Here is a 25,109-nt window from a genome sequence, read left to right on the forward strand (position 1 = left end):
CTATCGGGGGCTCGCCTTAATGCCAGTCAGTTAAGAAGTAGAAAGGGTAAAAAGTAACCTGTGGCGAGGGAGCTTGCTCCCGCTGGACTGCGCAGCAGTCCCATTTTTGGGGCCGCTTCGCGGCCCAGCGGGAGCAAGCTCCCTCGCCACAGGTACAGTGTTCGTCCTTAACTGACTGGCATTAGGGCAAGCCCCCTCCCACATTTGGAGCAAAATCATGAAGCCATGCGCAATCGCCGGGCCCTGAGCCCGGCCATCAACGACGGCGCCAATGCCACCATCGCCGAGCCGATCACCACCACCAGCGCGCCAAAATACCCCAAGGCATTGATCGCTTCGGCCTGCACAAACTCCGGCCACAGCCACGCCGCCAACGCCACCGCCACAAAGGTCACCAGCGGCGTCAGCGCCAGGGTCGCACTCACCCGTGAGGCCTCCCAGTGGGCCAGCGCCTCGGCAAACGCGCCGTACGCCACCAGGGTGTTCATGCAGCACGCCAGCAGCAGCCAACCCTGCAGCGGGCTCAGTTGCAGCGCCTCCAGCGGGTGCGCCCAGGGTGTCAGCAACACGGCGCACGACAGGTAGATCACCATCATCACCTGCAGCGAATTCCACACGGTCAACAACTGTTTCTGGCCCAGGGCGTAAAACACCCAGATGCTGGTCGCCAGCAGGACGGTCAGTACCCCGGCGGTGTAGCTGCCCATCGAGGTGAGCAGTTCCAGCAGGCGCTGGTTGAAGAACAGCCCGAAGCCAACGATCAATATCACCAGCCCCGCGCCCTGCCCCAGGCTGAAACGCTCCTTGAATACAAACACACTGGCAACCATCAAAAAAATCGGCCCCATCTGCACCACCAGTTGCGCGGTACCGGGGCTGAGCATTTTCAGACCGACCAGATACAACACGTAATTGCCGACCAGCCCGCACACCGCCATCGCCACCAGCCAGCCGCCCTTGGGGCCGAGCACCTTGCGACTGGGCAAACGCCGGGTCGCGGCGAGATAAACAAACAAGCAACTGCCGGCCACTATCAGGCGAAACCAGGTGACGGTGATCGGGTCCATCACCTGCAAGACCTGTTTGAGCTTGATCGGCAGAATGCCCCAGAGCAGCGCGGTCAACAGGGTCAGGAAGAAACCGTAGACCCAGCGGCCGGAAGAAATGTGCATGAGTGCCCCAGATGCCAGAGGAAGTGGAACCGGCATTCTAGGGGCAGGCGGTGCACTTTGGGTATAAAGCGCTTCAACCTCGTGTTCATGGCACGCCCATCACCAGTACCCCGCTGCCGCTGATGGGGCCGGCGGCCGGCAACGAGCCCGCTCGACGTACCAGGGAAAACGCCACGTCGTCGGCACCCGTGCTGTTAGTGATGCGGGTCAGGAACGAACCGTTCACAGCCACCGCTGCGCCGCCGCGAACAAGCGCCGTGCCCACATCCCCATTGGTCATCATCAGCAGGCGTGAATCGAACGAAGAGCGGGTGCCCTTGTAAGTAATGGTGATGGGTGTATTGATCCCGCCATCCGGGCACGAATAGGTCAGCCTGCGGTTGCTGACGATAGTGGATGTCAGCGGGTCGGTGCCGATGGCTCGCTGGTGCACGTTGCCGAAGTTGATCTCGATGGGGTTGTTGTTATTGATCGTGCAGGTAGACGGAGAAACGGTGAAATTGTTGGCAGCGGTATACCTGACAGTGAGCTGCGGTCGAGTGCCGTCGTAGTTGTTCGAACTGGTGAGGCGCAGCAGACCGAGGTCGTCGCCTATTCGCACATCGAACGGGTTGGAGGGATAGTTACGTAGCAGAATATAGGGGGTGACATTGATCAGATGAACGCTCCCGTTGTTGGGGATGGTGACGATGCCGATACCCGACGGCACCGGCGTGTTGAGGAAAGCGCCATTGATGCGTAACCCGGTTCTTTCGCTTGCGAATTTTGGGCCGGGCGTCCAGGCGGTGCCTACCGTACTCCCGGTTGTCCAATAGTCCGCATGCCAGGCAGGGCCGCCGCTGTAGGTGAATCGACATTCCAGCCGTGCGCCTTCCAGCATAATCCTGCTGCGGTCGGCACTCAGAGTGACGGTAACGGGGACCTGCAGGTTCGGGTTGCCATTTTGCCAGGGGCCGCCATTGACACGGCAATCGACAGCGTGCGCGGTCGTGGTTATACCCGTCAGAACGAGAAGCACCAAGGCTCCAGATAGTCGTTGCATCTTGAACTCCATCAAACATCTGAAATGAGAGCACGTCCCTGTAAGAGCGGGCTTGCTCGCGAATGCGGTGGGTCAGTCAGGTGACTATCAACTGACACACCGTATTCGCGAAGAAGCTCGCGCCTGCGTGTGGAGCTGCATCCGCTCCAAGGCAGATTGGCTTACGCATCAGGGCACGCCCATGACAAGTACACCGCTCCCGCTCAGGGCCCCTGCGGCCGGCAGGGACCCAGTGCGCCGAACGAGCGAAAACGTCACATCATCCCCCCCTACGCTATTGGTGATCTGGGTCCGGAACGAACCGTTCACAGGCACCGCTGAGCCCGCGCGAATCAGCGCCGTGCCCACGTCTGGATTGGTCATCCGCAGCAGCCGTGGGTCGAACGAAGACGGGCTGCCTTTGTAGGTGATGGTGATGGGTGTATTGATCCCGCCATCGGGGCATGAATAGGTGAGCCTGCGGTTGCTGACGATGGAGGACGTCAGCGGGTCCGTGCCGATGGCCCGCTGATGCACGTTGCCAAAATCGATCTCGATGGGCGCGTTGTTGTTGATCGTGCAGGTTGAGGGGGACACGGAAAAGTTATTCGCCGCAAGGTACGTGAGCGCAAGCACCGTGCTGGTGCCGTTGTAGTTGTTTGTCTGACGCAGGCGCAGCACGCCCAGGTTATCCCCTATCCGCACGTCGACAGGGTTCGTCGGGTTGTTGCGTATCAGGATGTAGGGCGTGACGTCGATGGGGACGCCCACACCGTTGTTGGGCATGACCGCCAACTGGATGTCATACGGCACCGGGGTATTGAGGTAAGCACCGTTGATGCGCAAGCCGGTGCCCAGCTGAGTGAATTTGGCGCCGGGCGTCCACGGAGGCCCGGCCTGTGTGGCGGTCCGCCACAAGTCCACGAACGTGGGGAAAGGCTGCCCCGGGGTGAATCGGCATTCCAACCGGGCTCCTTCGAGGTAGATACGCGAGTTATCCGAACCCGGTTGCACCATGACGGGCACCTGCAAGTTCAGCGTACCGCCTGCACCCACATTCACCCACCTGCCACCATTCACACGGCAATCGGCGGCTGTCACAGCGGTACTCACACCGGTCGATACCAGAAGCACCGTGGCGCCAAATAATCGTTTCATCTTGAGCTCTCATTCCTCTGCCCTACCCAGGCCCAGCGCTATGGATAGTCCAACGTGAACGTTGAGGTCACCGTGTATGCACCGTGCCCGATGGTCTGATCCGCGATGGCTGTCGGCTCGCCCTGCACATAGGCCTTGAGCTCGATGGCATTGCTGCCGTCGCTCAACAGCTGCTTGTCGCTGACGGCATTCAGGGGCAAGGGTTTATCGCTTAAGGTCTCGATGCCGACGCCAATGCCAGAGGCGCCGCTGCCACCGTCCAGCGCGAGCAGACCGGGAAGTTCTGTGTTTTCCCTACCGCCGAAGGTGATGGTCACCGAGTTGCCGATCGTGGTGTCGCAGTCTTCCAGGTGCAGCTTGAAACGCTTACCCACCGAGCGCGTGTTGATATAGAGGTGTTTGCTGGTCAGGTCCCAGAGTTCCAGCGTAATTGCCTCGTCGCCGGGGCGCAGGGTGCACGCCTCTTCGACCAGGTTGCCTTTGAAACGCAGATTGTCCGCTGCGTGCCCCGTGGGTATCAGGCCGCAGATGAGCAGGAGTGCCAGGCCGTGCTTGTGAACCCGTTGATATCGCATCGATTCAGCTCCTACTGGTATTCGGCCAACAACGTGGCCACCGCCGTGAAACTGGCGGGAGGCAGCGTTGCGCCGGGCTGTTGCACCGGCACCACCTCCAATGTCGGCGGTGACGACAGGGTGATATCCAGCGGCGTATTGAGTGAAAATGGCAGGTCATTCTGAAAAACCCGAATGCCCAGCGCAGGCACGCTGGTCTGCACCGCTGCACCGTCAAACGCCGTGGGGGTGCCGTTGACGCTCAGTTTCAGCGCCCACGGCAGCGTGTCGGTGCCGCAGTTGATCGCGTAGCCGACGCCCCTGCGATACCTCACGCCGTCCACGCGCTTTACCCCGACATCGCCGAAGTCGACTTCAATGGTGTTGCCCGTATCGATGGTGCAGGGCGGCGGCTCATTCAACGTGCCGCTGAACGTCACGTTGGCCGACGCGCCACTGCACAGGCCGATGGCCCACAGGGCGAGCAACGCTCGCGGCTGCCAAGCTGTCATGGGTCGTTCCTCTTGTTATCCATAGCCGTTTTATCGGTAGCCATCATTGGTAATCGACCACCAGGGTTGCGGCGGCATCGAAGGCCCCGCCGGTCAGCTGGCTGCCCGCACGCTTGACCGGCACCGCCTGCACCACGGGGAAATTGGGATAGGTAAAATTCACCGCCGTATTCAGCGGCCAGTCCGCGCCATTCACAAACAGCCTGACCCCAAGATCGGCCTTGCGGGTCGAGAGCACACGACTGTCAAACGACGCCACCGTGCCCTTGAGTTCCAGGGTCAACGCATTGCTGAACGGCGAATCACAGGTGACGGTATACGGCACATCGCGGCGGTAATTGACCCCGTCGACCCGTGACGTCTGCAGGTCATTGCCAAACGGCACATCGAGGGTGCTGCCACCGTTGATGACGCACGGCGGAGGCGCAATGATCACCGCGCGAATGGTCAAGCTGGTCTCGGCCTGCACGCCCTGGCAGACCGCCAGCAACACGCCGCCGGCGATCAAACCGATTGATTTAGCCATCGCTGCACCCTTATTCATAATTGAGCCTGACTTCCACGACGGCCCTGAATGCCCCGCTGGTCAACGGCGCAGCGGTGCGCGTGGGCCGCACATTCCAGGTCTGGGTATTGCGGCCCACGGGCAAAAACAGCGGCTGGCCGCGTGTGCCCAGTTGCACGTCCCGGCCGAGGGCATCGGTCAACTGCAGGCCCATGCCGGTGACGCCCTGCACTTTGACCAGCCGTGGATCGTCGGCATCGGCCGGCGCCTCGAACAGCACCGACAGCACCGGTTGGTAGGCGCTCCAGGTCAGGTTCCCCGTACGCTCATTGCGTATGCGGCCGGCGGTGCGCAGACAATCGGTGAACCGCAGCTGGAAGGCCTTGGGGGTCGCCTGGTCACCGGGCCGTTGCAACTGGCTGGTCGACACCGCGTCCAGATCGACGGTCTGGTGCAGGGAGCTCATTTCCAGGCTGCAAGGCGACTCATGCATGGAGCCGAGCACATTGAGCATGCCGCTCATGCCTTCGATATCCTCTTCATCCGCCGCCTGTGCCCCCATCGCCATGACCCAGAACAGGCCGCCCAGGACCTTCACTTTTTGCGACTTCATGACGTTCTCCAGCAGCATTACTCGTTCGCCGGCGCGGCCTGGGGGTTCACTTTGCAAGTGTCGCCCGTGCAACTGAAGGCCAGCACCGGGCGCCCGCCGTAATCGTTTACATAGGCCAGATATGGGCTTGTCCCCAGTGCCTTGGCCGTGGCCCCCAGGGTCAGGGCGCCCTTGGGTGGCACCATCAGCGGCGTGAAGCCCGGCACGGTTTTGCCATCTTTGCTGCTGCGCGCATCCACCAGGGTCACGTAATACGGCGTCGGGTTGTTGACCCGGTATTGATCGCCTTCACGGGTCAGGGTCAGCTTCTCCTGCCAGGGGTTGGACAGGTCCTGCTGGCTCGGCGCAATGGCTTGCGGCCGATAGAACAACTTGATGCGGGTTTGCAGGGCAATCTGCAGGGTGTTGGACTTATCACTGCGCGGCGGGATCTCCCGCAGGTTGAAGTAGTACACCGTCTCCCGGTCCTGCGGCAGCGCCTTGGCCGCCGGCAACGCCTGGACTTTCACCTGGCTCTGTTTGCCCGGCTCCAAGCGTTGCACCGGTGGCAGCACGATCAACGGCGTGGTGATTTTCTGACCGGCTTCATCCTCGATCCAGCCCTGGGCCAGATAGGGCAGCTGGGTGTTGTTGTTGGTGATGTTCACGCTGGTGGCGTCTTTGCCACCGTCGAAAATCACTCGGGTACGGTCCAGGCCCACCGCCGCGTTGGCGCTCTGGCTCAAGCCCAGGGCCAACAGCGCAAAGGCCGGGAATGTGGAACGTGTGGTCGGTCTCATGAGGCTGTGTTCTCCGTATCGGTAGGCTTGCCGGTCAGCCCGTCGGGCTCGGGCAAGGTTGGGTCAGCGGCTACCACCTGGCAGCGCAATTGCAGGGCGTCGGTCAAACCATCGGCGGGCAAGGTGGCGGGCAGCGTGAGCAGGCAGCGCTCGTCGCCGCCCCAACTGACGGACATCTGCTCGCCGGCCTGGATGCCGCTCAGGTAGACGTGGCCGCCGTCATTCACAATGCCGGTGTCTTGTTGCTTGAGGTTCTTCACCGTCGCGCCGAAGGGCGGCGAACTGCCATCCGCCAGGCGCAGCACCGCCATGGCTTTTTCGCCGGCGATCACGTCCAGCGAGCGATAACCGATCGCCCCTTCGGTGAGCGTCAGTTGCGTGACCGACTGAGTGGCTTCGACGTTGCTCGGCAGGCGCTCCAGATCGACACTGGCGGCGGTACGCTGATAACTGCTGATATCCGAGATCACGGCCTTGCCGAAGGCATTGCTGCGCGTCGGCGCGCCATAACCACGTACGGGCACATCGGGCACTCCGGTGGTGTCGACCATCAGGCGAGTGCCGCCAGTACTGGTGGTGCGATGGAGCGCGGCACCGTAGGCCGTGACCGTGGCCCCGCCGCGCGCAGAGACACTGAGGCTGCCGGAACCGCCCTGCTGCCTGCCGGCGCTCACATCGATGTCGGCGTGGTCGCCCATATGGCTCAGGTAACCGCTGGCGGAGGTGTCGCTCGCGCTGAGCTGATAGCTGTTGCGCTCATCGAGGCGGTCGCTGTAGCGCGTGGCAACATTGTTGTTGCCAGCGGCTCGGCTGGCGTCCAGCGAGAGCGTGCCGGTACGCCCCAACGGCAGGCTGACCGTCAGCGCCATGCCGTTATCCTGATAGTTGTATTCCTGGGTGCGGTACATGTTCAGGGACAGGCTCATGTTCTTGACCGTGCCCACATTGAAGTAGCGCGACAGCGACAGGTTCCAGCGCTGCGTGTCCGGCCGGTCCCAGTAGGTTTGCTTGTTGTAACTGGCGTAGACGGTGGCGCCCAGGTCACGAAACTGCTTGTTGACCGTCACCGTATACAGCGCCTTGCTGCCGCCGATCGGCTTCCACCCCTCATTGGCGTCCCGATAATCCCCTCGCCCGCCGAGTTCGCCGTTCAGCCCGTAATACCGGGCATCCAGGTATTCACTCATGCTCAGGAAGTTCTTCTCGGAAAAGCGGTAGCCGGCGAACGTCACCTGGCTGTCGTACTGTTCGAAATTCTTGGAATATTGAAGGCGGTAGGATTTACCCGAGAGCGTCTCGTTCCACACGCTGGCATGGGACTGCGTGACATCCAGCGAGACGGCGCCGAACGCCAGCAAGTCGCGGCCCGCGCCCACGGATAACGCCCGATAGTTGTTATCGGTGATCCCCCCACCGAACAACGACCAGCCATTGCTCACGCCCCAGGAAAACTCTCCGGTGCCGAAGACGTTGCCATCGGAGCCGTTCTGCAGATTGGACGGTCGCCCGCTCGCCAGCTTGTAACGGACCTGGCCCGGGCGCGTCAGGTAAGGCACACCGGCGGTGTTGAGCTGGAAGGTCTGCACCGAACCGTCCTGTTCTTCCACGCGCACATCCAGCTTGCCGGTCACCGCATCATTGAGGTCCTGAATGCGAAAAGGACCGGCCGCGACCAGCGTCTCGTAGAGCACACGCCCCTGCTGGCTGATGATGACTTTTGCATTGGTCTTGGCCACCCCGACCACTTCCGGCGCGTAACCCCGCAAGTTGGGGGGCAGCTGGCTCTGATCCGAGTTGAGCGAAGCGCCGGTGAAGCGGAAGCTGTCGAACAGGTCCGAATACAGGTAGCTCTCACCCACCACCAGGCGCGCCTGCAGCGCAGGAATGGCGCGATACGCGTAGTAGCGGCTCCACTCCAGCTTTTGCGGCCCCGCCGCTTCCTGCCGGCCGCTCTCCACGCGCCCTTGCCAATCGGCCCTGAGGCGCCAGGCGCCGGCATTGGCACCCACCGTGCCGTTGCCGCTGAGGTTTTTGCGGTGGCCGTCATTGCGCTGATAGTTGGACTGCGCCGTCAGGCTGTAGTCCACCAGTAGCCCCGGCACGCCCTCGTCCCATCGGGAAGGCGGATCCCAATGGAGGGCGTTGTACTCGAGGTATGCCTGGGGCAGGTTGATGCTCAGGGTCGAGGTGGCCAGATCGCCACTCACCTCCATGCCCGGCAAGCTGGTGATATCCAGGCACTCGCCGTCTTTCCACCAGGTCAGTTTGCCGGCTTCGGAGGCTTTCAGGCCCAGTTGCTCGACAAGACTGTGCGACAAGCAGGCCTGGCTGCCCTTGGGGTCGTTATCGGGGGGATAGAACGCCACCGATTGTTCAGGAATAGGCTGGGCGTTCAGTTGCACAGCCATTGTGTAAGTGCCTGGCAGAATGAAGCCGCTGCGCGCAAATCGAGACAAGTCGATATTAGTGCGATCACCCAGATCGAGAACGTCGGTATTGAACTCGATATCGCCAGCGCCCATTGCAGTGCCCGCCAGTGACATCAGCCCGCCCAACAGTCCGGGACGGAGCGTATTTTTGATTTTCGACGTATTCAACATGCAAGCCTGTCCATCACTGTTCAAAAGTATTCCAACTTGAACCGCACTGCGGCACTGTGAGCCCCGACTGCCAATGGCAAGCCGTTGCCGACCAGGAAAAACCGGTAGTTGAGTGTCATGTCGCCCTCCGCCAGCGGCACCGGCGCCATGCGTTGCCCCGGAAGGCTTTCCTCGCCGGCAGCGTCCACGATGTGCAGGGCAACCCCCTGCGACTCGCCAAAGACCGCGAAGGAAAGCCCTGCCCTGTCGGTGGGGCCATCGAACGTCACGCGCATGTGCTCCCAGTCCGGCAGGGTTTCACCTGGGCGCAACGGGTCGGGGCGGGTCAACGAGCAATTGACCAGACGCAACTGGAAGGGATGGTCTTCGCCCCGTGTGTTGCGCAGGAGTCGGCCAACCGGTTCGGGCGGCATCTCGATGGTTTGATCGATACTGGCCAATTCCAGCCCGCAGGCGGAATCAACCACTTCCCCTCCCAGCTGCACGACCCCATCGCCTTGCGCAGACGCGTGGGCGACCACGCAAGGGCTGATGAACGTCGTCAGTGAAGAGGCGATAGCCAGACGTAGGAATGTGTTCACCTGGATCTCCCGTCAGCGTTCCCCCGCCACACCGGGTGGCGGGGGCACAACTTACTGATAAGCCAAGGTGAAATTGGTGACCGCGCTGAAGTCGCCGGGCACGATCGGGGCGGTGGCGGCGCCTTGTACATAGGCACCGAATTCCAGGGTGTTATCCCCAGCGGCGATGATTTGCGGGGCGGTAGGTACGCCCAACTCAACCGGCGCGCCGCCGTGGGTCATCATGATGCCCACGCCGCCCGCGCCGCCGACCGTACCGATCGCGCCCGGTACAGCGCCGGATGGCGCACCGGTGAAGGTGGTGGTGACGGTGTTGTCAGTGAGGCCCGTCAGGTCGCACCCTTCCAGTTCGATCAGCACGCGCCGGGCCTCCGACTTGCCACCCGATTGCAACTGATGCTTGGCAATTGCCCCCAGGCGAACAGTTTGATCAACGGAGTCAGGCTTGATAGAGCAAGCGCCCGAATGGACCGACCCCAAAAACGTAACCGTTCCATCTGCCGCGTGCGCCATAGACACCGAACCCGCCAGCAGACCGACAGACAACAGCACAGCTTTCATTTTGGTTTTCATCTACAGATTCCCACTTAACAAGTGTCATTAAGAAGCCCTGTCACCGTTAGGCGCAGGGCTGGTTAAAAAGGCGGTTTCACCCATGCATTGAGGGGGATATTCCTGAGCTGCTTTCCAACTTTTTGTATTGCATTTCAGGACCACACTCAACGCCGGGCAAGTGTCCGCTTCACACTTGAAGAAGTAAGCCAGCTGTTTCGTTTAACCATGTAGCCTTTGATATCAAGGCTTGCAGGAAAATTATGGCATTTTGCCAAAACTTTGAAATTGACTGAAGGAATGGGACTACACGCGAGTTAATGAGAATAATTTAGAGCAGGACATAGCCGTAAGAATAGGGCTACATACACTAAACAAACAACAAACTTTATTGGGGATTTGCAACCAAAGAATTTAGCTGCGGAGCGAGGGGTATGTCCGAACGGATAGGTGATGGCAACGGGCTACGAACCGAGCGCCAGCCCCATTCTTCCTATTAAAAATATCAGCAGAATCAAAAAAACACCCTGATAAACCTGCTGCCATATCTCAGCGCCAGGAAAACCCTAAGTTAACCAGCTTTGCAAAAGCGGAGGCGTTTAGAAAATCAAAACCAAAACACTTAACGAATACAAAGAGTAATAGGCTAGAGCATGTATGAGCAGTTTCGGAAAATGGGTGGAATTAGCGGATATGAATTCAGTGAATTACTGCCCATAAAAAACTCGTCTGGAATAAAAACGCCAAGTTTTCATCCTGCAACAAACAAGTTCGCAGTCTTGCTAACGGAACAGTTTAAAAAACTTTGATCTTTTCAATGCAGGATGGCTTGCGTGCAACGCTTGCCCATTCTGATCGAACATCATGGTCGGCTGTCAGGCCGCCATCGGGGGCAAGCCCCATATGCGCTAACCAAACCTCCCTCCCCACAACTCGTCCTGCTGGCGTCCTCGTTTTCGTGGGGATTCACGCAGTGCCTGGCTGATATCTCCCCACTTCTCGATACACGTAAACAACGACAAGTGGGGATTGATCGCGCTGCAAAGTAGCCAGTAAATAAAGGCCATCTCACGCCAGTGACAACGGAGTGGCGGCACTTCCTTTTTCTGTCTCGTCTCCCTCGATAGGGGAAAAATGCTCGCCCGCTGCGATTAACCGCTCAATCAGGCAAGCCACTAATAATTTCCCTTGCAACCATGCTTTTGCGCCTTCCGGATTTTTCTTTCTGAGGTGGGATAACCCCAGCAATGACTTCATCCGCTTGAACGCCAACTCCACCTGCCAACGGTGCCGATAGAGAGCCAAAACCTCCTGCGTATCCAGGCAGTCCAAGGTTGTTACCAGCACCACGTAACCGGCCGCTTCCATCGTTTCAGGTTTCAATTGCTTCTGCTTTTTTTGCCCGACTCTCTTGAGCTTGCACTCGCTTTGCGATCGCTGCTCGTCGGTTTTTCGATAGGCGCACACACGTACTGCAATATCCCCCTTTGAACCTTTCATCACAGCTGCCCACTCGCCCGTTTGCCCTGGCTGCAAGGTCCGTAGTCGCGCCAGTTGCTCAAAAGGCGACCCTTGCTCATCGCTAAGCGGCAGGCTGCTCAGGTTCATTCGTACCAGGATGTCACCGCCTGCATTGAGTACATGATTGACTCCACGCCGGTTGGCAAACCCTCGATCCGCGATGAAAACATCGCCCTGCTGCACCGAAAACCGAGTCAACGATTCGCCTGTTTTGGACGGTGTCACTTGCACTTCACAGCAACGCAACGTGCTGATATCCATCGTGTAATGCAGCCGCCATGTTGAGGTGACCGCGCCAGGCTCCATTACGACACTGCCATCAGCAGCCAGTATTCGTCTCCCCAGCAGCGCCGGGCATTGCATGGCCGCGACCGGCGATTGTTGGATCAACTGCTCTGTGATCCAACCTAGCCAGGCCCCCGATTTGTTGACCCTCTTGAGAAGGCCCACGTCTGATAACTCCAGCAATTTCCCTGTACGCGCTCGCTCTACCGTTTCGACCATCGAGCAATCGGCGCTCATGTACATCAATAACGTGCGCAATAGACTCTCTGGCCCGCTGAATCGGCGACCGAACTTCAGGGCCCCCAGCTCTTTTGCCTTGGCTTCCCATCCAGGCGGTAGTAGTGCCAGGAGCTTGGGCCAGTCTTCATTCAGTTTTTGTGTTGGGTCTATTGTCACTGCTCTCGCATCCTAAAGAGTCAGACTTGATTATATCTTTTGGGGTTTGGTTAGCGCATATGGGGGCAAGCCCCCTCCCACATTTAGGTCGCGGGGCATCAGTTAGAGAGGCTTCGGCTCCCGAGCGATCACAGGTTCAGGGCCGTGCCAAAGTTGTGTAGATACCTATGACCATCGGGGGCAAGCCCTAATGCCAGTCAGTTAAGGCTTTTTGTAGGAACGAGGCGGGCGGCTAGCCCTTGCTCGCGAAAAACTCACAGGCACCGCGTTCATTCAGAAAGCACGCGTTATCGTTGACGTTTTTCGCGAGCAAGCTCGCTCCTACAGACGGCGGTGTACGCTTAACTAACTGGCATTAGGGCAAGCCCCCTCCCACATTTGGATCGCGGGGCATCAGTTCAGGCAGTCGTCGGCTGCCGAGCCGTCAGACTCCTGCCCTCAGTGGCCGCGCACTAGCGCACGGCTTCAAACAACCCGGTTGCCCCCATCCCGCCGCCCACGCACATGGTGACGATGCCATAGCGCAAATCACGCCGTTGCAGCTCCCGCACCAGGTGCCCCACTTGCCGCGAGCCGGTCATGCCGAATGGATGGCCGATGGCGATGGAGCCGCCGTTGACGTTGTAGCGGGCATTGTCGATTTCCAGGCGATTACGGGCGTACAGGCACTGTGAGGCAAACGCTTCATTGAGTTCCCACAGGTCGATATCCGCCACCTGCAAGCCCTTGGCCTTGAGCAGTTTAGGCACCGAGAACACCGGGCCGATGCCCATTTCGTCCGGTTCGCAACCAGCCACGGTAAACCCGCGAAAGAACGCCTTGGGCTTGAGCCCCAGCGCCAGGGCTTTTTCCAGGCTCATCACCAGGGTCATCGAGGCGCCGTCGGACAGCTGCGACGAGTTACCCGCCGTCACCGAACCGTCTTCGGCAAACACCGGCTTCAGGCCACTGAGGCTGGCCAGTGTGGTGTCGGGGCGATTGCAGTCGTCGCGGTCGACCACGCCCTCGAGTACCTGCACCTGGCCGGTGTGCTTGTCTTCGACGCTGTACTTGACCGCCATCGGCACGATTTCATCGCCGAACAGGCCATCAGCCTGGGCCTGTGCCGTGCGCTGCTGGCTTTGCAGGGCGTACAGGTCCTGGTCCTCGCGGCTGACCTGGTAGCGCCGCGCGACGATTTCGGCGGTTTGGCCCATGGGCAAGTAAATACCGGGCACCTGCTCTTTGAGCAGCGGGTTGATCAGGTGGTCGATGTTGACGCTCTTCATGGTCAGGCTGATGGATTCGACGCCGCCGGCGACGATGATGTCGCTGCAACCCGAGGCAATCTGGTTGGCCGCGATCGCAATCGCCTGCAAGCCCGAGGAACAGAAACGGTTGAGCGTCATGCCCGCCGTGCCGGTGCCCAGGTGGGACAGCACCGCCACGTTACGCCCGATGTTGTAGCCCTGGGCGCCTTCGTTGGAACCGGCGCCGACGATGCAGTCCTCCACCGTCGCCGGGTCGATGCCATTGCGGCTCAACAGCGCGTTGACGCAATGGGCCGCCATGTCATCAGGGCGAGTCTGGTTGAACTTGCCGCGAAAAGACTTGGCCAGGCCGGTTCGCACGCTGTCGACGATCACTACTTCACGCATGGAGCTACCTCGATCTTGTGGTTGTGGATCGAGGATAGAGCCGGGCCCTGGGCAGGCGCGATGATCATTCACTGCATGGATGCAAAAGCATGAGGCCGGGATGCGGTCTACCTGATGTGTGGAAATCAAATGTGGGAGGGGGCTTGCTCCCGATGGCGGTGGGTCAGTCAGTAAATTCGCAGCTGACCCACCGCTATCGGGAGCAAGCCCCCTCCCACATTTGATTTGCGTTGTCAGGGATCACGCGCCAGGCAATGCCAGCTGCGGGTTGCCGAAGTGCAGCCACTGGCTTGAGTGAATGAGGTCAAACTGTGGGAGGGGGCTTGCCCCCGATAGCGGTGTATCAGTCAGCAAATTTCGAAGCTGGCCCACCGCCATCGGGGGCAAGCCCCCTCCCACATTTGATTTGCGTTGTCAGGGATCACGCGCCAGGCAATGCCAGCTGCGGGTTGCCAAAGTGCGGCCACTGGCTTGAGTGAATGAGGTCAAACTGTGGGAGGGGGCTTGCTCCCGATGGCGGTGGGTCAGTCAGCACATTCGAAGCTGACCCACCGCTATCGGGAGCAAGCCCCCTCCCACATTATCGAGCTAGGCAGCCCGCTATTTCTTTTTCTTCTTGTCGTGCTTGTCGCTCTTGGCAAACGCGTCTTCCAGCGCGCGGTTGAGGGTGCGCAGCACCTTGATCCGCGCCCAGCGTTTGTCGTTGGCTTCCACTAGGGTCCAGGGTGCGATTTCAGTGCTGGTGCGGTCGACCATGTCGCCCACCGCCGCGCGGTAGTCGTCCCACTTGTCACGGTTGCGCCAGTCGTCTTCGGTGATCTTGAAGCGCTTGAAGGGAATCTCTTCGCGGGCCTGGAAACGCTCCAGCTGGGTGTCCTTGTCGATGGCCAGCCAGAACTTGACCACGATCACACCGGCATTGCGCAACTGCTCTTCGAAATCATTGATCTCGCCATAGGCGCGCATCCAATCGGTCGGGGTGCAGAAGCCTTCGATGCGTTCCACCAGCACCCGCCCATACCAGGAGCGGTCGAACACGGTGAACATGCCCCGCGCCGGGATCTTCTGCCAGAACCGCCACAGGTAGGGCTGGGCGCGCTCGTCTTCGCTGGGCGCGGCAATCGGCACGATGTGGTACTGGCGCGGGTCCAGCGCGGCGGCCACGCGGCGGATTGCCCCACCCTTGCCGGCCGCATCATTGCCCTCGAACACACTCACCAGCGCGTGCTTGCGCATGCGTTTGTCGCGCATCAGGCCGGAGAAGCGTGCCTGTTCGGTAATCAGCTGTTCTTCGTAATCGTCCTTGTCCAGGCGCAGGCTCAGGTCGAGGCTGTCGAGCAGGCTTTTCTGGTCCACCGACGCGATCAACGGCGCCGGGTTCATGCCGCTGGCCTTGCCCTTGGGCAGTTTCAAGGCATTTTGCAGGCCCTCGAGCAGAATCTTGCCCACGGTGAGCCCACGGTAATTGGGGTCGACCCCTTCGATCACATGCCACGGCGCGTAGTCGCGGCTGGTACGGCGCAGCACGCGTTCGCCAAAATGCACGAATTTGTCGTAGGTCTCGGACTGCTGCCAGTCCAGCGGGCTGATGCGCCAACTGTGCAGCGGGTCATCGGCCAGCGCCTTGAGCCGCGCCTTCATCTGTTTCTTGGACAGGTGGAACCAGAACTTGAAGATCAGCGCACCTTCATCGCAGAGCATCTTCTCCAGGCGCTCGGCCCCGGCGATGGCCTGGTCGAGACGGGCGTCCTTGATCTGGTCGTGAACGCGGCTTTGCAGCATCTGGCTGTACCAGTTGCCGAAGAAAATCCCCATGCGCCCCTTGGCCGGCAATTGCCGCCAGTAGCGCCAGGCCGGTGGGCGCGCCAGTTCCTCGTCGGTCTGCTGGTCGAAGGTGCGCACTTCGATCAGGCGCGGGTCCATCCACTCGTTGAGCAACTTGACCGTCTCGCCCTTGCCCGCGCCCTCGATACCGTTGATCAGGATGATCACCGGGAAGCGCTTCTGCTGTTGCAGCTCGTACTGCACTTCCAACAGGGCTTCGCGCAGGGCCGGCACTGCGGCCTCAAAGGTGTCTTTGTCGATGGCGTGACCGATTTCGGCGGATTCGAACATGGGCAGCTCCGTTTCAAGATGGCTCAAGATTAGCGGATTGGGCAGCGACACGCGGCAGGAAATTCCACCGAGGCTTGCCATGGCTCAATTCATGGCGTGTCGATCGGCTAGAATGGCCGCCTGTGTTTGCCCGCTGTCTATTTATGAGCCGCCCATGACCCCCATCGCCCACGCCCAGCTCGACTGGGACGACCACGGCCGCCCGCATTCGCGGATGTTCGACGACGTGTACTTCTCCACCCAGTCGGGCCTTGAAGAAACCCGGTATGTGTTCCTGGAACAGAACCGTTTGCAGGAGCGCTTCGCCGCCTTGCCGGCGGGCGGGCGGCTGGTCATCGGCGAGACCGGCTTCGGCACGGGCTTGAATTTTTTGTGCGCCTGGCAGCTGTTCGCCCAACACGCGGTAGCCGGGGCCCGCCTGCATTTTGTCAGCGTGGAGAAATACCCGCTGAGCCATGCCGACCTGCAACGCGCCCTGGGCCTGTGGCCGGAGCTGGCACCTTATGCCGAGCAATTACTGGCGCAGTACATCGCCATTCATCCAGGCTTCCAGCAGTTGGTGCTGGACCACGGCCGCGTGACCCTGACGCTGTTGATCGGCGATGCCCTGGAGCAATTGCCGCAACTGGATGCACAGGTCGATGCCTGGTTTCTCGACGGCTTCGCCCCGGCGAAAAACCCAGACATGTGGACCGCCGAGCTGTTCGCCGAACTGGCGCGCCTGGCAGCACCGGGCTCGACCATCAGCACCTTCACCAGCACCGGTTGGGTACGGCGGCTGATCAACGCCGCCGGGTTCAAGATGAAACGCACGCCGGGCATTGGCCATAAGTGGGAGATTTTGCGCGGGGAGTTTCTCGGTTGGCCCGAGCACACACCGCGTCCCGTCACCAGCGCGCCGTGGTTCGCCCGGCCGGCGCCGGAGCCGGGCGAACGCCGGGCCCTGGTGATCGGCGGTGGGCTGGCCGGTTGCTGCACCGCAGCCAGTCTGGCCGCGCGCGGCTGGCAGGTGTGCCTGCTGGAGCGTCACGCGGCCCTGGCCCAGGAAGCCTCGGGCAATCCGCAGGGCGTGCTGTACCTGAAACTGTCGGCCCATGGCACGGCGCTGTCACAGTTGATTGTCAGCGGCTTCGGCTACACCCGTCGGCTGCTGGAGCATTTGCAGCGCGGCGTGGACTGGGACGCCTGCGGTGTATTGCAACTGGCGTTCAATCCCAAGGAAGCCGAACGCCAGGCTCAACTGGCCGAGGCCTTCGCGCCGGACCTGCTGCACCCCGTGGATGCGGCCCAGGCCCAAGCCCATGCGGGTATACCGCTGGAGATGGGCGGGCTGTTTTTCCCCGAAGGCGGCTGGGTCAATCCGCCCGCCCTGTGCGCGTGGCAGGCCCGGCATCCCGGCGTGGAGGTGCGCTTGCATCAGGAGGCGCTCACCTTGCAGCGCGTCGACGGCCAATGGCAGGCCCGCAACGGTGACACCCTAGTCGCCAGCGCGCCCGTGGTGGTGCTTGCCGGCGCCGCCGAGATCAAGCGCTTTCCCTTCAGCGCCGCGCTGCCGCTCAAGCGGATTCGCGGGCAAATCACGAGCCTTGCGCAAACCGTCGAAAGCCGAGCGTTGAGCACGGTGGTCTGCGGGCAAGGTTATGTTGCGCCGGCACGTTTGGGCGAACACACCCTGGGCGCCAGTTTCGATTTCAAGAGCGAGGACCTCACGCCGACCCTCGCCGAACACGCCGATAACCTGACGCTGCTGCGGGAAATTTCTCCGGCCCTGCTGCACGCCTTGCACGCCGACACTCAGCCGCTTGAAACCCTGGAAGGCCGAGCGGCCTTCCGCTGCACCAGCCCCGACTATCTACCCATTGTCGGCCCGCTGGCCGATGCAAGCGCGTTTGCCGAGGCGTATGGCGTATTGGCCAAGGACGCCCGCCAGGTACCCGATACGCCGTGCCCGTGGCTGGACGGTGTGTACATCAACAGCGGCCATGGTTCTCGCGGCCTGATCACCGCGCCTTTATCGGCGCAACTGCTGGCGGCGTGGCTGGATAACGAACCGCTGCCGTTGCCCGTCAGCGTTGCCCAGGCCTGTCATCCCAATCGGTTTGCCCTGCGCGAATTGATTCGCGGCAAAGCGCGACCAGCGCCCGGAGCGCGAACCGGCGAAAGCGACGGCGCCATTAGCTAAAGTCCACTTATAACTTATCGTTCTAAAACTCCCGGGTTGTGCCTGGGGTCAGTTTCTGGGTAAGCGCCCTTTTGGTGCGTATTGAGTATTGACCCCTCCCCAACGGAAAAACCGGTAAGGAACTTATGTGTGGATTAGCTGGCGAGTTACGCTTTGATCATCAACCTGCCGACCTGGCAGCCGTGGAACGCATCACGCATCACCTCGCCCCTCGTGGCCCCGACGCCTGGGGTTTCCATGCCCAAGGGCCGATTGCCCTAGGCCATCGCCGCCTGAAAATCATGGACCTGTCGGACGGCTCCGCCCAACCGATGGTCGACGCCCAACTGGGCCTGTCCCTGGCGTTCAATGGCGCGATTTACAACTTCCCGGAACTGCGCCAAGAGCTGGAAGCCTTGGGCTATGCCTTCTACTCCGGCGGCGACACCGAAGTGCTGCTCAAGGGCTATCACGCCTGGGGCGAAGCGCTGTTGCCCAAACTCAATGGCATGTTTGCCTTTGCCATCTGGGAGCGCGATGCCCAGCGGCTGTTCATCGCCCGCGACCGCCTCGGCGTAAAGCCCCTGTACCTGTCGCGCACCGGCCAGCGCCTGCGCTTTGCCTCGGCATTGCCGGCGTTGCTCAAGGGCGGCGATATTAACCCGATTCTCGATCCGGTCGCGCTCAACCATTACCTCAATTTTCACGCCGTGGTACCCGCGCCGCGCACGCTGCTGGCGGGCATTGAAAAGCTGCCGCCAGCGACCTGGATGCGCATCGAGGCGAACGGCAAGACCGAGCAGAAAACCTGGTGGACCCTGCCCTATGGTCCCCGTGATGACGAAAAAAACCTGAGCCTGGAAGACTGGACCGACCGCGTGCTCGACAGCACCCGCGAAGCCGTGGCCATCCGTCAACGCGCGGCGGTTGACGTCGGCGTGCTGCTCTCCGGCGGCGTCGACTCGAGCATGCTGGTCGGCCTGCTGCGCGAAGTGGGCGTCGAAGACTTGTCGACCTTCTCCATCGGTTTTGAAGACGCCGGCGGCGAGCGCGGCGACGAGTTCCAGTATTCGGATTTGATCGCCAAGCACTACGGCACCCGCCACCACCAACTGCGCATCGCCGAAAGCGAGATTATCGAGCAGTTGCCAGCGGCCTTCCGCGCCATGAGCGAGCCGATGGTCAGCCATGACTGCATCGCCTTCTACCTGCTGTCGCGGGAAGTGGCCAAGCATTGCAAGGTTGTGCAGAGCGGCCAGGGCGCCGACGAACTGTTCGCCGGTTACCACTGGTACCCGCAGGTGGACGGCGCCAGCGACCCGTATGTGGCGTACCGCGCGGCATTTTTCGACCGCAGCTACGACGACTATGCCGCCACCGTCGCGCCGAAATGGCTGACCGCCAACGATGCCGCCGGGGACTTCGTGCGCGAACACTTCGCGATGCCGGGCGCGGACGCTGCGGTGGACAAGGCCCTGCGCCTGGACAGCACGGTGATGCTGGTGGACGACCCGGTCAAACGCGTCGACAACATGACCATGGCCTGGGGCCTGGAGGCGCGCACGCCGTTTCTCGACTACCGCCTGGTGGAACTCTCGGCTCGCGTGCCGGGCAAGTTCAAGTTGCCCGACGGCGGCAAGCAGGTGCTCAAGGAGGCCGCGCGCCGCGTGATCCCCAGCGAAGTCATCGACCGCAAGAAAGGCTACTTCCCGGTGCCAGGCCTCAAGCATTTACAGGGCGACACCCTCAACTGGGTGCGCGAACTGCTGCTGGACCCCAGCCAGGACCGTGGCCTGTTCAACCCCGCCATGCTCGACCGCTTGCTGACGGACCCACAGGGCCAATTGACCCCGTTGCGTGGCTCCAAGCTGTGGCAACTGGCGGCGTTGAACCTGTGGCTCAGCGAACAAGGAATCTGATTGATGAAACCTAACGCTGCGGCATATAGCCAACGCTTGCTCAAGGGCCAGGCGCCGACCTACGAGCGCCTGCAGGCCCGGCTTGCCGAAGACGGCAGCGCCCAAGGCCCCGAACCGATTGCCGTGCACTGCGGCTGGGGCCGCTTGTTGATTGGGCATACCTTTCCCGACCCCGCCAGCCTTGCCCAGGAGTTGCTCAACGAGCAGCCCGGCGAGCGTGACATTGCGCTGTATGTGGCCGCACCCCAGCAAATCCTGGGGATCGATCCACAGCAGTTGTTCCTCGACCCTTCCGACACCCTGCGCCTGTGGTTCAGCGATTACCGCCCGGCCACGCGGGTGTTTCGCGGCTTTCGTATCCGTCGGGTGCAGAGCGAAGCGGATTGGCAGGCGGTGAACCTGCTGTACCAGGGACGCGGCATGTTGCCCATCGACCCTGAACGTCTGACCCCGCGCCATCAAGGTGGCCCGGTGTACTGGCTGGCAGAAGACGAAGACAGCGGCGCGATCATCGGCAGCGTGATGGGCCTGAACCACCAGAAGGCCTTTCACGACCCGGAAAACGGTTGCAGCCTGTGGTGCCTGGCGGTAGACCCGCAATGCACGCGCCCCGGTGTGGGCGAAGTGCTGGTGCGCCACCTGGTGGAACACTTTATGAGCCGTGGCTTGAGCTACCTGGACCTGTCGGTGCTGCACGATAACCGCCAGGCCAAGAGCCTCTACGCCAAGCTCGGTTTCCGCGCGCTGACCACCTTTGCGATCAAGCACAAGAACGGCATCAACCAGCCGCTGTTTCTCGGCCCTGGGCCACAGGCGGGGTTCAATCCTTATGCGCGCATCATCGTCGAAGAAGCCCATCGACGCGGTATCGATGTGCACGTGGACGATGCCGATGCTGGCCTATTCACCCTCAGCCACGGCGGGCGCCGCGTGCGTTGCCGAGAGTCGTTGAGCGACCTGACCAGCGCCATCAGCATGACCCTGTGCCAGGACAAGAGCCTGACCCACAAGGTGCTCAAGGCCGCCGGTTTGCAGCTGCCTTCGCAACAGCTGGCCGGCAGCGCCGATGACAACCTGGAATTTCTCGACGAGCACCAACGCATCGTGGTCAAGCCACTGGATGGCGAGCAGGGCCAGGGCGTGGCGGTGGATCTGCGGACTATCGAGGAAGTACAAGCGGCGATTGACGCGGCGCGCCAGTTCGACAGCCGGGTGCTGCTCGAAAGCTTCCATGAAGGCCTGGACCTGCGCATTCTGGTGATCGGTTTTGAAGTCGTCGCCGCTGCGATCCGCCGCCCGGCCGAAGTGATAGGCGATGGTCAGCATTCGATCCGCGCCTTGATCGAAGCCCAGAGCCGGCGGCGCCAGGCCGCTACCGACGGCGAAAGCAAGATCCCGCTGGACGCGGAAACCGAGCGCACCCTGAAAGCCGCCGGTTATGACTACCAGAGCATCCTGCCACGCGGCGTGCAATTGGCCGTGCGCCGCACCGCCAACCTGCACACCGGCGGCTGCCTGGAAGATGTCACGGCGATCCTGCACCCGACCCTGGTGGACGCTGCCGTGCGCGCCGCCCGTGCGCTGGATATCCCCATGGTCGGCCTGGACCTGCTGGTGCCCGCCGCCGACCAACCCGAGTACGTGTTCATTGAAGCCAATGAACGGGCCGGATTGGCCAATCATGAACCGCAACCTACCGCTGAGAAGTTTGTGGATTTGTTGTTTCCACATAGTCAGCCGGCCACCTGACCTCTGATCGTTCCCACGCTCCGCGTGGGAATGCCTCAAGGGACGCTCCGCGTCCGTTGTTGTGACACGCAGCGTCACGGGCTGCATTCCCACGCAGAGCGTGGGAACGATCGCCCTCAACCCATCAGGAGTTTCCATGACCCGAACCATTCCCGAACCGGATCTCGCCTACCTGCAGAAAGTCCTGCTGGAAATGCTCGCCATTCCCAGCCCCACCGGGTTTACCGACACCATCGTGCGCTACGTCGCCGAGCGTCTGGAAGAACTCGGCATCCCGTTTGAAATGACCCGGCGCGGCACGATTCGCGCCACCCTCAAGGGCCAGAAGAACAGCCCTGACCGCGCAGTCTCCGCGCACCTGGACACCATCGGCGCCGCCGTACGGGCTATCAAGGACAACGGCCGCCTGACGCTGGCGCCGGTCGGCTGCTGGTCGAGCCGTTTTGCCGAAGGCAGCCGCGTCAGCCTGTTCACCGACAACGGGGTGATTCGCGGCAGCGTGTTGCCGTTGATGGCCTCCGGGCATGCGTTCAACACCGCCGTGGATGAAATGCCGGTGAGCTGGGACCACGTCGAATTGCGTCTGGACGCCTACTGCGCGACCCGCGCCGACTGCGATTCCCTGGGGATCGGCATCGGTGACTACGTGGCGTTCGACCCACTGCCGGAGTTCACCGAAAGCGGTCACATCAGCGCGCGTCACCTGGACGACAAAGCCGGCGTCGCAGCCCTGCTCGCCGCGCTCAAGGCAATCATCGACAGCGGCGAACCCTTGCTCATCGATTGCCACCCGCTGTTCACCATCACCGAGGAAACCGGCAGCGGCGCGGCCGCCGCCCTGCCCTGGGATGTCAGTGAGTTCGTCGGTATCGATATCGCCCCGGTCGCCCCCGGCCAGCACTCCAGCGAACACGCGGTGAGCGTGGCGATGCAGGATTCCGGTGGGCCGTATGACTATCACCTGTCACGGCACTTGCTGCGCCTGGCGGCGGATTACGATCTGCCGGTGCGCCGTGACCTGTTCCGCTATTACTTCAGCGATGCGCATTCGGCAGTGACCGCCGGGCATGACATCCGCACCGCGCTGCTGGCATTCGGTTGCGATGCCACCCACGGTTACGAGCGCACCCATATCGACAGCCTGGCGGCCCTCAGTCGGCTGCTCGGCGCCTACATCCTCAGCCCACCGGTCTTTGCCAGCGATGCGCAACCGGCCCAAGGCTCCCTGGACCGCTTCAGCCATCAGATCGAGCATGAGACGCACATGGAGAGCGATACCCGCGTGCCGTCGGTGGACAGCCTGGTCGGCCAGAAGTCCGACGCCGACAACAGCTGATACTGGCAACAAAAGTCCCGGCGCAGTAGCATCGCCGGGACCTGACACCTGAGGCTTGTATGCTGATTCCCTACGACGCGCTTGAAGTCGATACCCTGACCCGCCTCATCGAGGATTTCGTTACCCGCGATGGCACCGACAATGGCGACGACACACCGCTGGAAACCCGCGTATTGCGCGTACGCCAGGCACTGACCAAGGGCCAGGCGTTGATCGTGTTCGATCCGGACAGCGAACAATGCCAGTTGATGCTCAAGCACGACGTGCCCAAGCACCTGTTTGACTGACGGCGAGGCTAAGGGATAGGTACCGGCACCGGATGAGTGGCGCTGGCCTGGCGTTCGAGGATTTTGCGGTAGACCTCAGCGCGATGCACGCTGATCCCTACGGGCGCTTCGATGCCAAATTTCACCTGGCGCCCGTTGATTTCGAGAATGTGCAAGACGATGTCATCGCCGATGGCGATGGTTTCGCCTACAACACGGCTTAAGACCAGCATGGCGGGTGTCCTTTTCGAGTGTCTGGCCCCCGACCTTGCTCGCTTGAAACGTAACCAGCAATGGCACGCGGCCAAATCAGGCGTCACCTACATGGAGAGGTAATTTACCTGACAGACCGCATCCAGATCAGGCTTTGGTAGCCTGCGCCTTGGCGCGCATTTTATCGGCCATCAACGTCATCTCGTCATACAGCAACTGCGGGTTTTTCTGCTTGAGCGTCCACGCCATCCGCCCCTGCTCGTGGGGCAGAATCATGAACTCACCGGCAGCCACGCGCTGATAAATGTAGTCGGCGATCTGCGTCGCCGAGATCGGTGAGCTCTCGAGCAACTTGCCCACCTGCGCCTTCATCGCCGGGGTCGGCCCACGGAATGAATCGAGCAGATTGGTCTGGAAAAACGACGGGCATACCACATGCACGCCGATTTCCTGCTGCTTGAGTTCCACCAGCAGACTTTCCGACAGCGCCACTACACCGGCCTTGGCCACGTTGTAGTTGCTCATGGCCGGCCCCTGCATCAGCGCGGCCATCGAGGCGATGTTGATGATGCGCCCCTTGCTCTTTTCCAGCAGCGGCAGGAACGCCTTGCAGCCCTTGACCACGCCCATCAGGTTGATTGCGATCTGCCAGTCCCAGTCTTCAAGAGACAACTCGGCAAAAAACCCACCGGACGCCACACCGGCGTTATTGACGATCACATCGATGCCGCCGAGCTTTACCTCGCAGGCCTGGGCGAACGCGGTGAGCTGGCTGTAGTCACGCACATCGCAGCGCTGGGTGAAACCATCGCCACCGGCTTCGCGCACCAGCCTGAGGGTTTCCTGCAGGCCGGGCTCGCTGACATCCGACAAGGCCAGCTGCCAACCCTCGCGGGCCCAGCGCAGAGCGATTTCACGACCCAGGCCGGACCCGGCGCCAGTGATCATCATGCGGTTTTGCATAGGAAGTAGCCTTGTGGTTCACCAGAGGAGTGACCGGCAGTGTAGCGAAGGTTTTTGCCGCGCCCACGCACCATCAGAGTGATGAATGCCCCAGGCAAACCGCGGGCTCGGTCGGATGCGCGCGCATAGCCTAAGTTCAATATTTTTCAACTAAGTTGATGTATTTGCGCAGGTGTTAAAAGAAATAAGCGAGCAACCAAATTGCTTTAAAAAAATACGGAATTTTCTGTGAAGTGACAGAGTCGGAGTTGTTAAGCCGTCCATAATCAAGTGGACGAGACTCCCGCTGAATAACCGGTCTTTACGCAAGGCCTATAAGGAATAAAACCATGAGCCTGATCCTGATCATTATCCTGATTCTACTGTTGGTCGGCGGCCTGCCAGTGTTCCCGCACTCGCGTAACTGGGGTTATGGCCCGTCGGGTATCCTGGGCGTAGTGCTGGTCGTTCTGCTGGTGCTGTTGTTACTCGGCAAAATATAAACACCGTTTCAACGCACAA

The 25,109-nt window shown here is 61.2% G+C and carries 22 protein-coding genes; 6 read left to right on the plus strand and 16 right to left on the minus strand.

Features of this window, described 5'->3' with window-relative positions:
* Positions 1–215: 215 nt before the first annotated feature.
* The 14 genes from C4J85_RS18365 to pap form a co-directional block, all read right to left on the minus strand.
* The gene (locus tag C4J85_RS18365) at positions 216–1,172 is read right to left on the minus strand and encodes a DMT family transporter (protein ID WP_124410426.1); all 957 of its coding nucleotides are present in this window, start codon (positions 1,170–1,172) and stop codon (positions 216–218) included.
* An 85-nt stretch (positions 1,173–1,257) separates the two neighbouring features.
* The gene (locus C4J85_RS18370) at positions 1,258–2,214 is read right to left on the minus strand and encodes a fimbrial protein (protein ID WP_124410427.1); all 957 of its coding nucleotides are present in this window, start codon (positions 2,212–2,214) and stop codon (positions 1,258–1,260) included.
* Between the two features lie 168 nt (positions 2,215–2,382).
* Positions 2,383–3,351 carry a fimbrial protein gene (locus tag C4J85_RS18375; RefSeq protein WP_124410428.1) on the minus strand — a complete coding sequence of 323 codons (969 nt, stop codon included), beginning with the start codon at positions 3,349–3,351 and terminating at the stop codon, positions 2,383–2,385.
* A gap of 38 nt (positions 3,352–3,389) precedes the next feature.
* Positions 3,390–3,926: a fimbrial protein gene (locus C4J85_RS18380; RefSeq protein ID WP_124367772.1), complete on the minus strand. Its 537-nt coding sequence runs from the start codon at positions 3,924–3,926 to the stop codon at positions 3,390–3,392.
* Positions 3,927–3,937: 11 nt separating this feature from the next.
* On the minus strand, positions 3,938–4,417 hold the full coding sequence (locus tag C4J85_RS18385) for a fimbrial protein (protein WP_124367773.1): 480 nt from the start codon (positions 4,415–4,417) through the stop codon (positions 3,938–3,940).
* A 43-nt stretch (positions 4,418–4,460) separates the two neighbouring features.
* Positions 4,461–4,943: a fimbrial protein gene (locus C4J85_RS18390; protein WP_124410429.1), complete on the minus strand. Its 483-nt coding sequence runs from the start codon at positions 4,941–4,943 to the stop codon at positions 4,461–4,463.
* A 10-nt stretch (positions 4,944–4,953) separates the two neighbouring features.
* Entirely contained in the window at positions 4,954–5,535 is a 582-nt protein-coding gene (locus C4J85_RS18395; protein ID WP_124410430.1) for a fimbrial protein, read from the minus strand.
* A 17-nt stretch (positions 5,536–5,552) separates the two neighbouring features.
* Positions 5,553–6,314 carry a fimbria/pilus periplasmic chaperone gene (locus C4J85_RS18400; RefSeq protein WP_124371353.1) on the minus strand — a complete coding sequence of 254 codons (762 nt, stop codon included), beginning with the start codon at positions 6,312–6,314 and terminating at the stop codon, positions 5,553–5,555.
* The gene (locus C4J85_RS18405; RefSeq protein WP_164487869.1) at positions 6,311–8,914 is read right to left on the minus strand and encodes an outer membrane usher protein; all 2,604 of its coding nucleotides are present in this window, start codon (positions 8,912–8,914) and stop codon (positions 6,311–6,313) included. Before C4J85_RS18405 ends, C4J85_RS18400 begins: the two co-directional genes overlap by 4 nt.
* Positions 8,915–8,934: 20 nt before the next feature.
* Positions 8,935–9,495 carry a fimbrial protein gene (locus tag C4J85_RS18410; protein WP_124410431.1) on the minus strand — a complete coding sequence of 187 codons (561 nt, stop codon included), beginning with the start codon at positions 9,493–9,495 and terminating at the stop codon, positions 8,935–8,937.
* A gap of 51 nt (positions 9,496–9,546) precedes the next feature.
* Positions 9,547–10,068 carry a fimbrial protein gene (locus tag C4J85_RS18415; RefSeq protein WP_124367778.1) on the minus strand — a complete coding sequence of 174 codons (522 nt, stop codon included), beginning with the start codon at positions 10,066–10,068 and terminating at the stop codon, positions 9,547–9,549.
* Between the two features lie 1,047 nt (positions 10,069–11,115).
* Positions 11,116–12,249, minus strand: a complete 1,134-nt coding sequence (locus tag C4J85_RS18425) for an IS4 family transposase (RefSeq protein WP_124370322.1) — start codon at positions 12,247–12,249, stop codon at positions 11,116–11,118.
* 452 nt (positions 12,250–12,701) lie between these two features.
* Complete coding sequence (locus tag C4J85_RS18430) at positions 12,702–13,886, minus strand: thiolase family protein (RefSeq protein WP_124410432.1); 1,185 nt, start codon at positions 13,884–13,886, stop codon at positions 12,702–12,704.
* 600 nt (positions 13,887–14,486) lie between these two features.
* Positions 14,487–16,001, minus strand: coding sequence for a polyphosphate:AMP phosphotransferase (gene pap / locus C4J85_RS18435; protein ID WP_124407779.1), 1,515 nt, complete (start codon positions 15,999–16,001; stop codon positions 14,487–14,489).
* Between the two features lie 154 nt (positions 16,002–16,155).
* Between pap and mnmC the strand changes: the two genes are divergently transcribed.
* The 5 genes from mnmC to C4J85_RS18460 all read left to right on the plus strand — a co-directional run bounded on the left by mnmC (position 16,156) and on the right by C4J85_RS18460 (position 23,453).
* Entirely contained in the window at positions 16,156–18,183 is a 2,028-nt protein-coding gene (gene mnmC, locus C4J85_RS18440) for a bifunctional tRNA (5-methylaminomethyl-2-thiouridine)(34)-methyltransferase MnmD/FAD-dependent 5-carboxymethylaminomethyl-2-thiouridine(34) oxidoreductase MnmC (RefSeq protein ID WP_124410433.1), read from the plus strand.
* Positions 18,184–18,308: 125 nt separating this feature from the next.
* Positions 18,309–20,081 (plus strand): N-acetylglutaminylglutamine amidotransferase, encoded by a 1,773-nt coding sequence (locus C4J85_RS18445; protein WP_124410434.1) that lies wholly within the window; start codon positions 18,309–18,311, stop codon positions 20,079–20,081.
* Between the two features lie 3 nt (positions 20,082–20,084).
* Positions 20,085–21,830 (plus strand): N-acetylglutaminylglutamine synthetase, encoded by a 1,746-nt coding sequence (gene ngg / locus C4J85_RS18450; protein WP_124410435.1) that lies wholly within the window; start codon positions 20,085–20,087, stop codon positions 21,828–21,830.
* A 136-nt stretch (positions 21,831–21,966) separates the two neighbouring features.
* On the plus strand, positions 21,967–23,166 hold the full coding sequence (locus C4J85_RS18455; protein ID WP_124410436.1) for an osmoprotectant NAGGN system M42 family peptidase: 1,200 nt from the start codon (positions 21,967–21,969) through the stop codon (positions 23,164–23,166).
* A gap of 59 nt (positions 23,167–23,225) precedes the next feature.
* A complete protein-coding gene (locus tag C4J85_RS18460; protein WP_003236706.1) occupies positions 23,226–23,453 on the plus strand; it encodes a YheU family protein in 228 nt (75 codons plus the stop codon).
* A gap of 8 nt (positions 23,454–23,461) precedes the next feature.
* Here the strand turns inward: C4J85_RS18460 and csrA are convergent, their stop codons facing one another.
* Both csrA and C4J85_RS18470 read right to left on the minus strand, forming a co-directional pair.
* Positions 23,462–23,665, minus strand: coding sequence for a carbon storage regulator CsrA (gene csrA / locus C4J85_RS18465; RefSeq protein WP_124367788.1), 204 nt, complete (start codon positions 23,663–23,665; stop codon positions 23,462–23,464).
* A gap of 127 nt (positions 23,666–23,792) precedes the next feature.
* Positions 23,793–24,608, minus strand: coding sequence for an SDR family oxidoreductase (locus C4J85_RS18470; RefSeq protein WP_124410437.1), 816 nt, complete (start codon positions 24,606–24,608; stop codon positions 23,793–23,795).
* A gap of 329 nt (positions 24,609–24,937) precedes the next feature.
* On the opposite strand from C4J85_RS18470, the gene C4J85_RS18475 reads away from it, so the two are divergent.
* Complete coding sequence (locus C4J85_RS18475; protein ID WP_003192767.1) at positions 24,938–25,090, plus strand: DUF3309 family protein; 153 nt, start codon at positions 24,938–24,940, stop codon at positions 25,088–25,090.
* The last annotated feature ends 19 nt before the right edge of the window (positions 25,091–25,109 follow it).

The sequence above is a fragment of the Pseudomonas sp. R4-34-07 genome (assembly GCF_003852375.1).
In the GTDB taxonomy this organism is placed as follows: Bacteria; Pseudomonadota; Gammaproteobacteria; order Pseudomonadales; family Pseudomonadaceae; genus Aquipseudomonas.

Excerpts from the sequence above, each read along its gene's own strand:
- C4J85_RS18445 (WP_124410434.1), top strand. The coding sequence starts at position 18,309 with ATGTGTGGATTAGCTGGCGAGTTACGCTTTGATCATCAACCTGCCGAC.
- C4J85_RS18380 (WP_124367772.1), bottom strand. The coding sequence starts at position 3,926 with ATGCGATATCAACGGGTTCACAAGCACGGCCTGGCACTCCTGCTCATC.
- C4J85_RS18385 (WP_124367773.1), bottom strand. The coding sequence starts at position 4,417 with ATGACAGCTTGGCAGCCGCGAGCGTTGCTCGCCCTGTGGGCCATCGGC.
- C4J85_RS18370 (WP_124410427.1), bottom strand. The coding sequence starts at position 2,214 with ATGCAACGACTATCTGGAGCCTTGGTGCTTCTCGTTCTGACGGGTATA.
- C4J85_RS18460 (WP_003236706.1), top strand. The coding sequence starts at position 23,226 with ATGCTGATTCCCTACGACGCGCTTGAAGTCGATACCCTGACCCGCCTC.
- C4J85_RS18470 (WP_124410437.1), bottom strand. The coding sequence starts at position 24,608 with ATGCAAAACCGCATGATGATCACTGGCGCCGGGTCCGGCCTGGGTCGT.
- mnmC (WP_124410433.1), top strand. The coding sequence starts at position 16,156 with ATGACCCCCATCGCCCACGCCCAGCTCGACTGGGACGACCACGGCCGC.
- ngg (WP_124410435.1), top strand. The coding sequence starts at position 20,085 with ATGAAACCTAACGCTGCGGCATATAGCCAACGCTTGCTCAAGGGCCAG.
- C4J85_RS18375 (WP_124410428.1), bottom strand. The coding sequence starts at position 3,351 with ATGAAACGATTATTTGGCGCCACGGTGCTTCTGGTATCGACCGGTGTG.
- C4J85_RS18475 (WP_003192767.1), top strand. The coding sequence starts at position 24,938 with ATGAGCCTGATCCTGATCATTATCCTGATTCTACTGTTGGTCGGCGGC.
- C4J85_RS18390 (WP_124410429.1), bottom strand. The coding sequence starts at position 4,943 with ATGGCTAAATCAATCGGTTTGATCGCCGGCGGCGTGTTGCTGGCGGTC.
- C4J85_RS18430 (WP_124410432.1), bottom strand. The coding sequence starts at position 13,886 with ATGCGTGAAGTAGTGATCGTCGACAGCGTGCGAACCGGCCTGGCCAAG.
- C4J85_RS18405 (WP_164487869.1), bottom strand. The coding sequence starts at position 8,914 with ATGTTGAATACGTCGAAAATCAAAAATACGCTCCGTCCCGGACTGTTG.
- C4J85_RS18400 (WP_124371353.1), bottom strand. The coding sequence starts at position 6,314 with ATGAGACCGACCACACGTTCCACATTCCCGGCCTTTGCGCTGTTGGCC.
- C4J85_RS18395 (WP_124410430.1), bottom strand. The coding sequence starts at position 5,535 with ATGAAGTCGCAAAAAGTGAAGGTCCTGGGCGGCCTGTTCTGGGTCATG.
- pap (WP_124407779.1), bottom strand. The coding sequence starts at position 16,001 with ATGTTCGAATCCGCCGAAATCGGTCACGCCATCGACAAAGACACCTTT.
- csrA (WP_124367788.1), bottom strand. The coding sequence starts at position 23,665 with ATGCTGGTCTTAAGCCGTGTTGTAGGCGAAACCATCGCCATCGGCGAT.
- C4J85_RS18455 (WP_124410436.1), top strand. The coding sequence starts at position 21,967 with ATGACCCGAACCATTCCCGAACCGGATCTCGCCTACCTGCAGAAAGTC.
- C4J85_RS18365 (WP_124410426.1), bottom strand. The coding sequence starts at position 1,172 with ATGCACATTTCTTCCGGCCGCTGGGTCTACGGTTTCTTCCTGACCCTG.
- C4J85_RS18415 (WP_124367778.1), bottom strand. The coding sequence starts at position 10,068 with ATGAAAACCAAAATGAAAGCTGTGCTGTTGTCTGTCGGTCTGCTGGCG.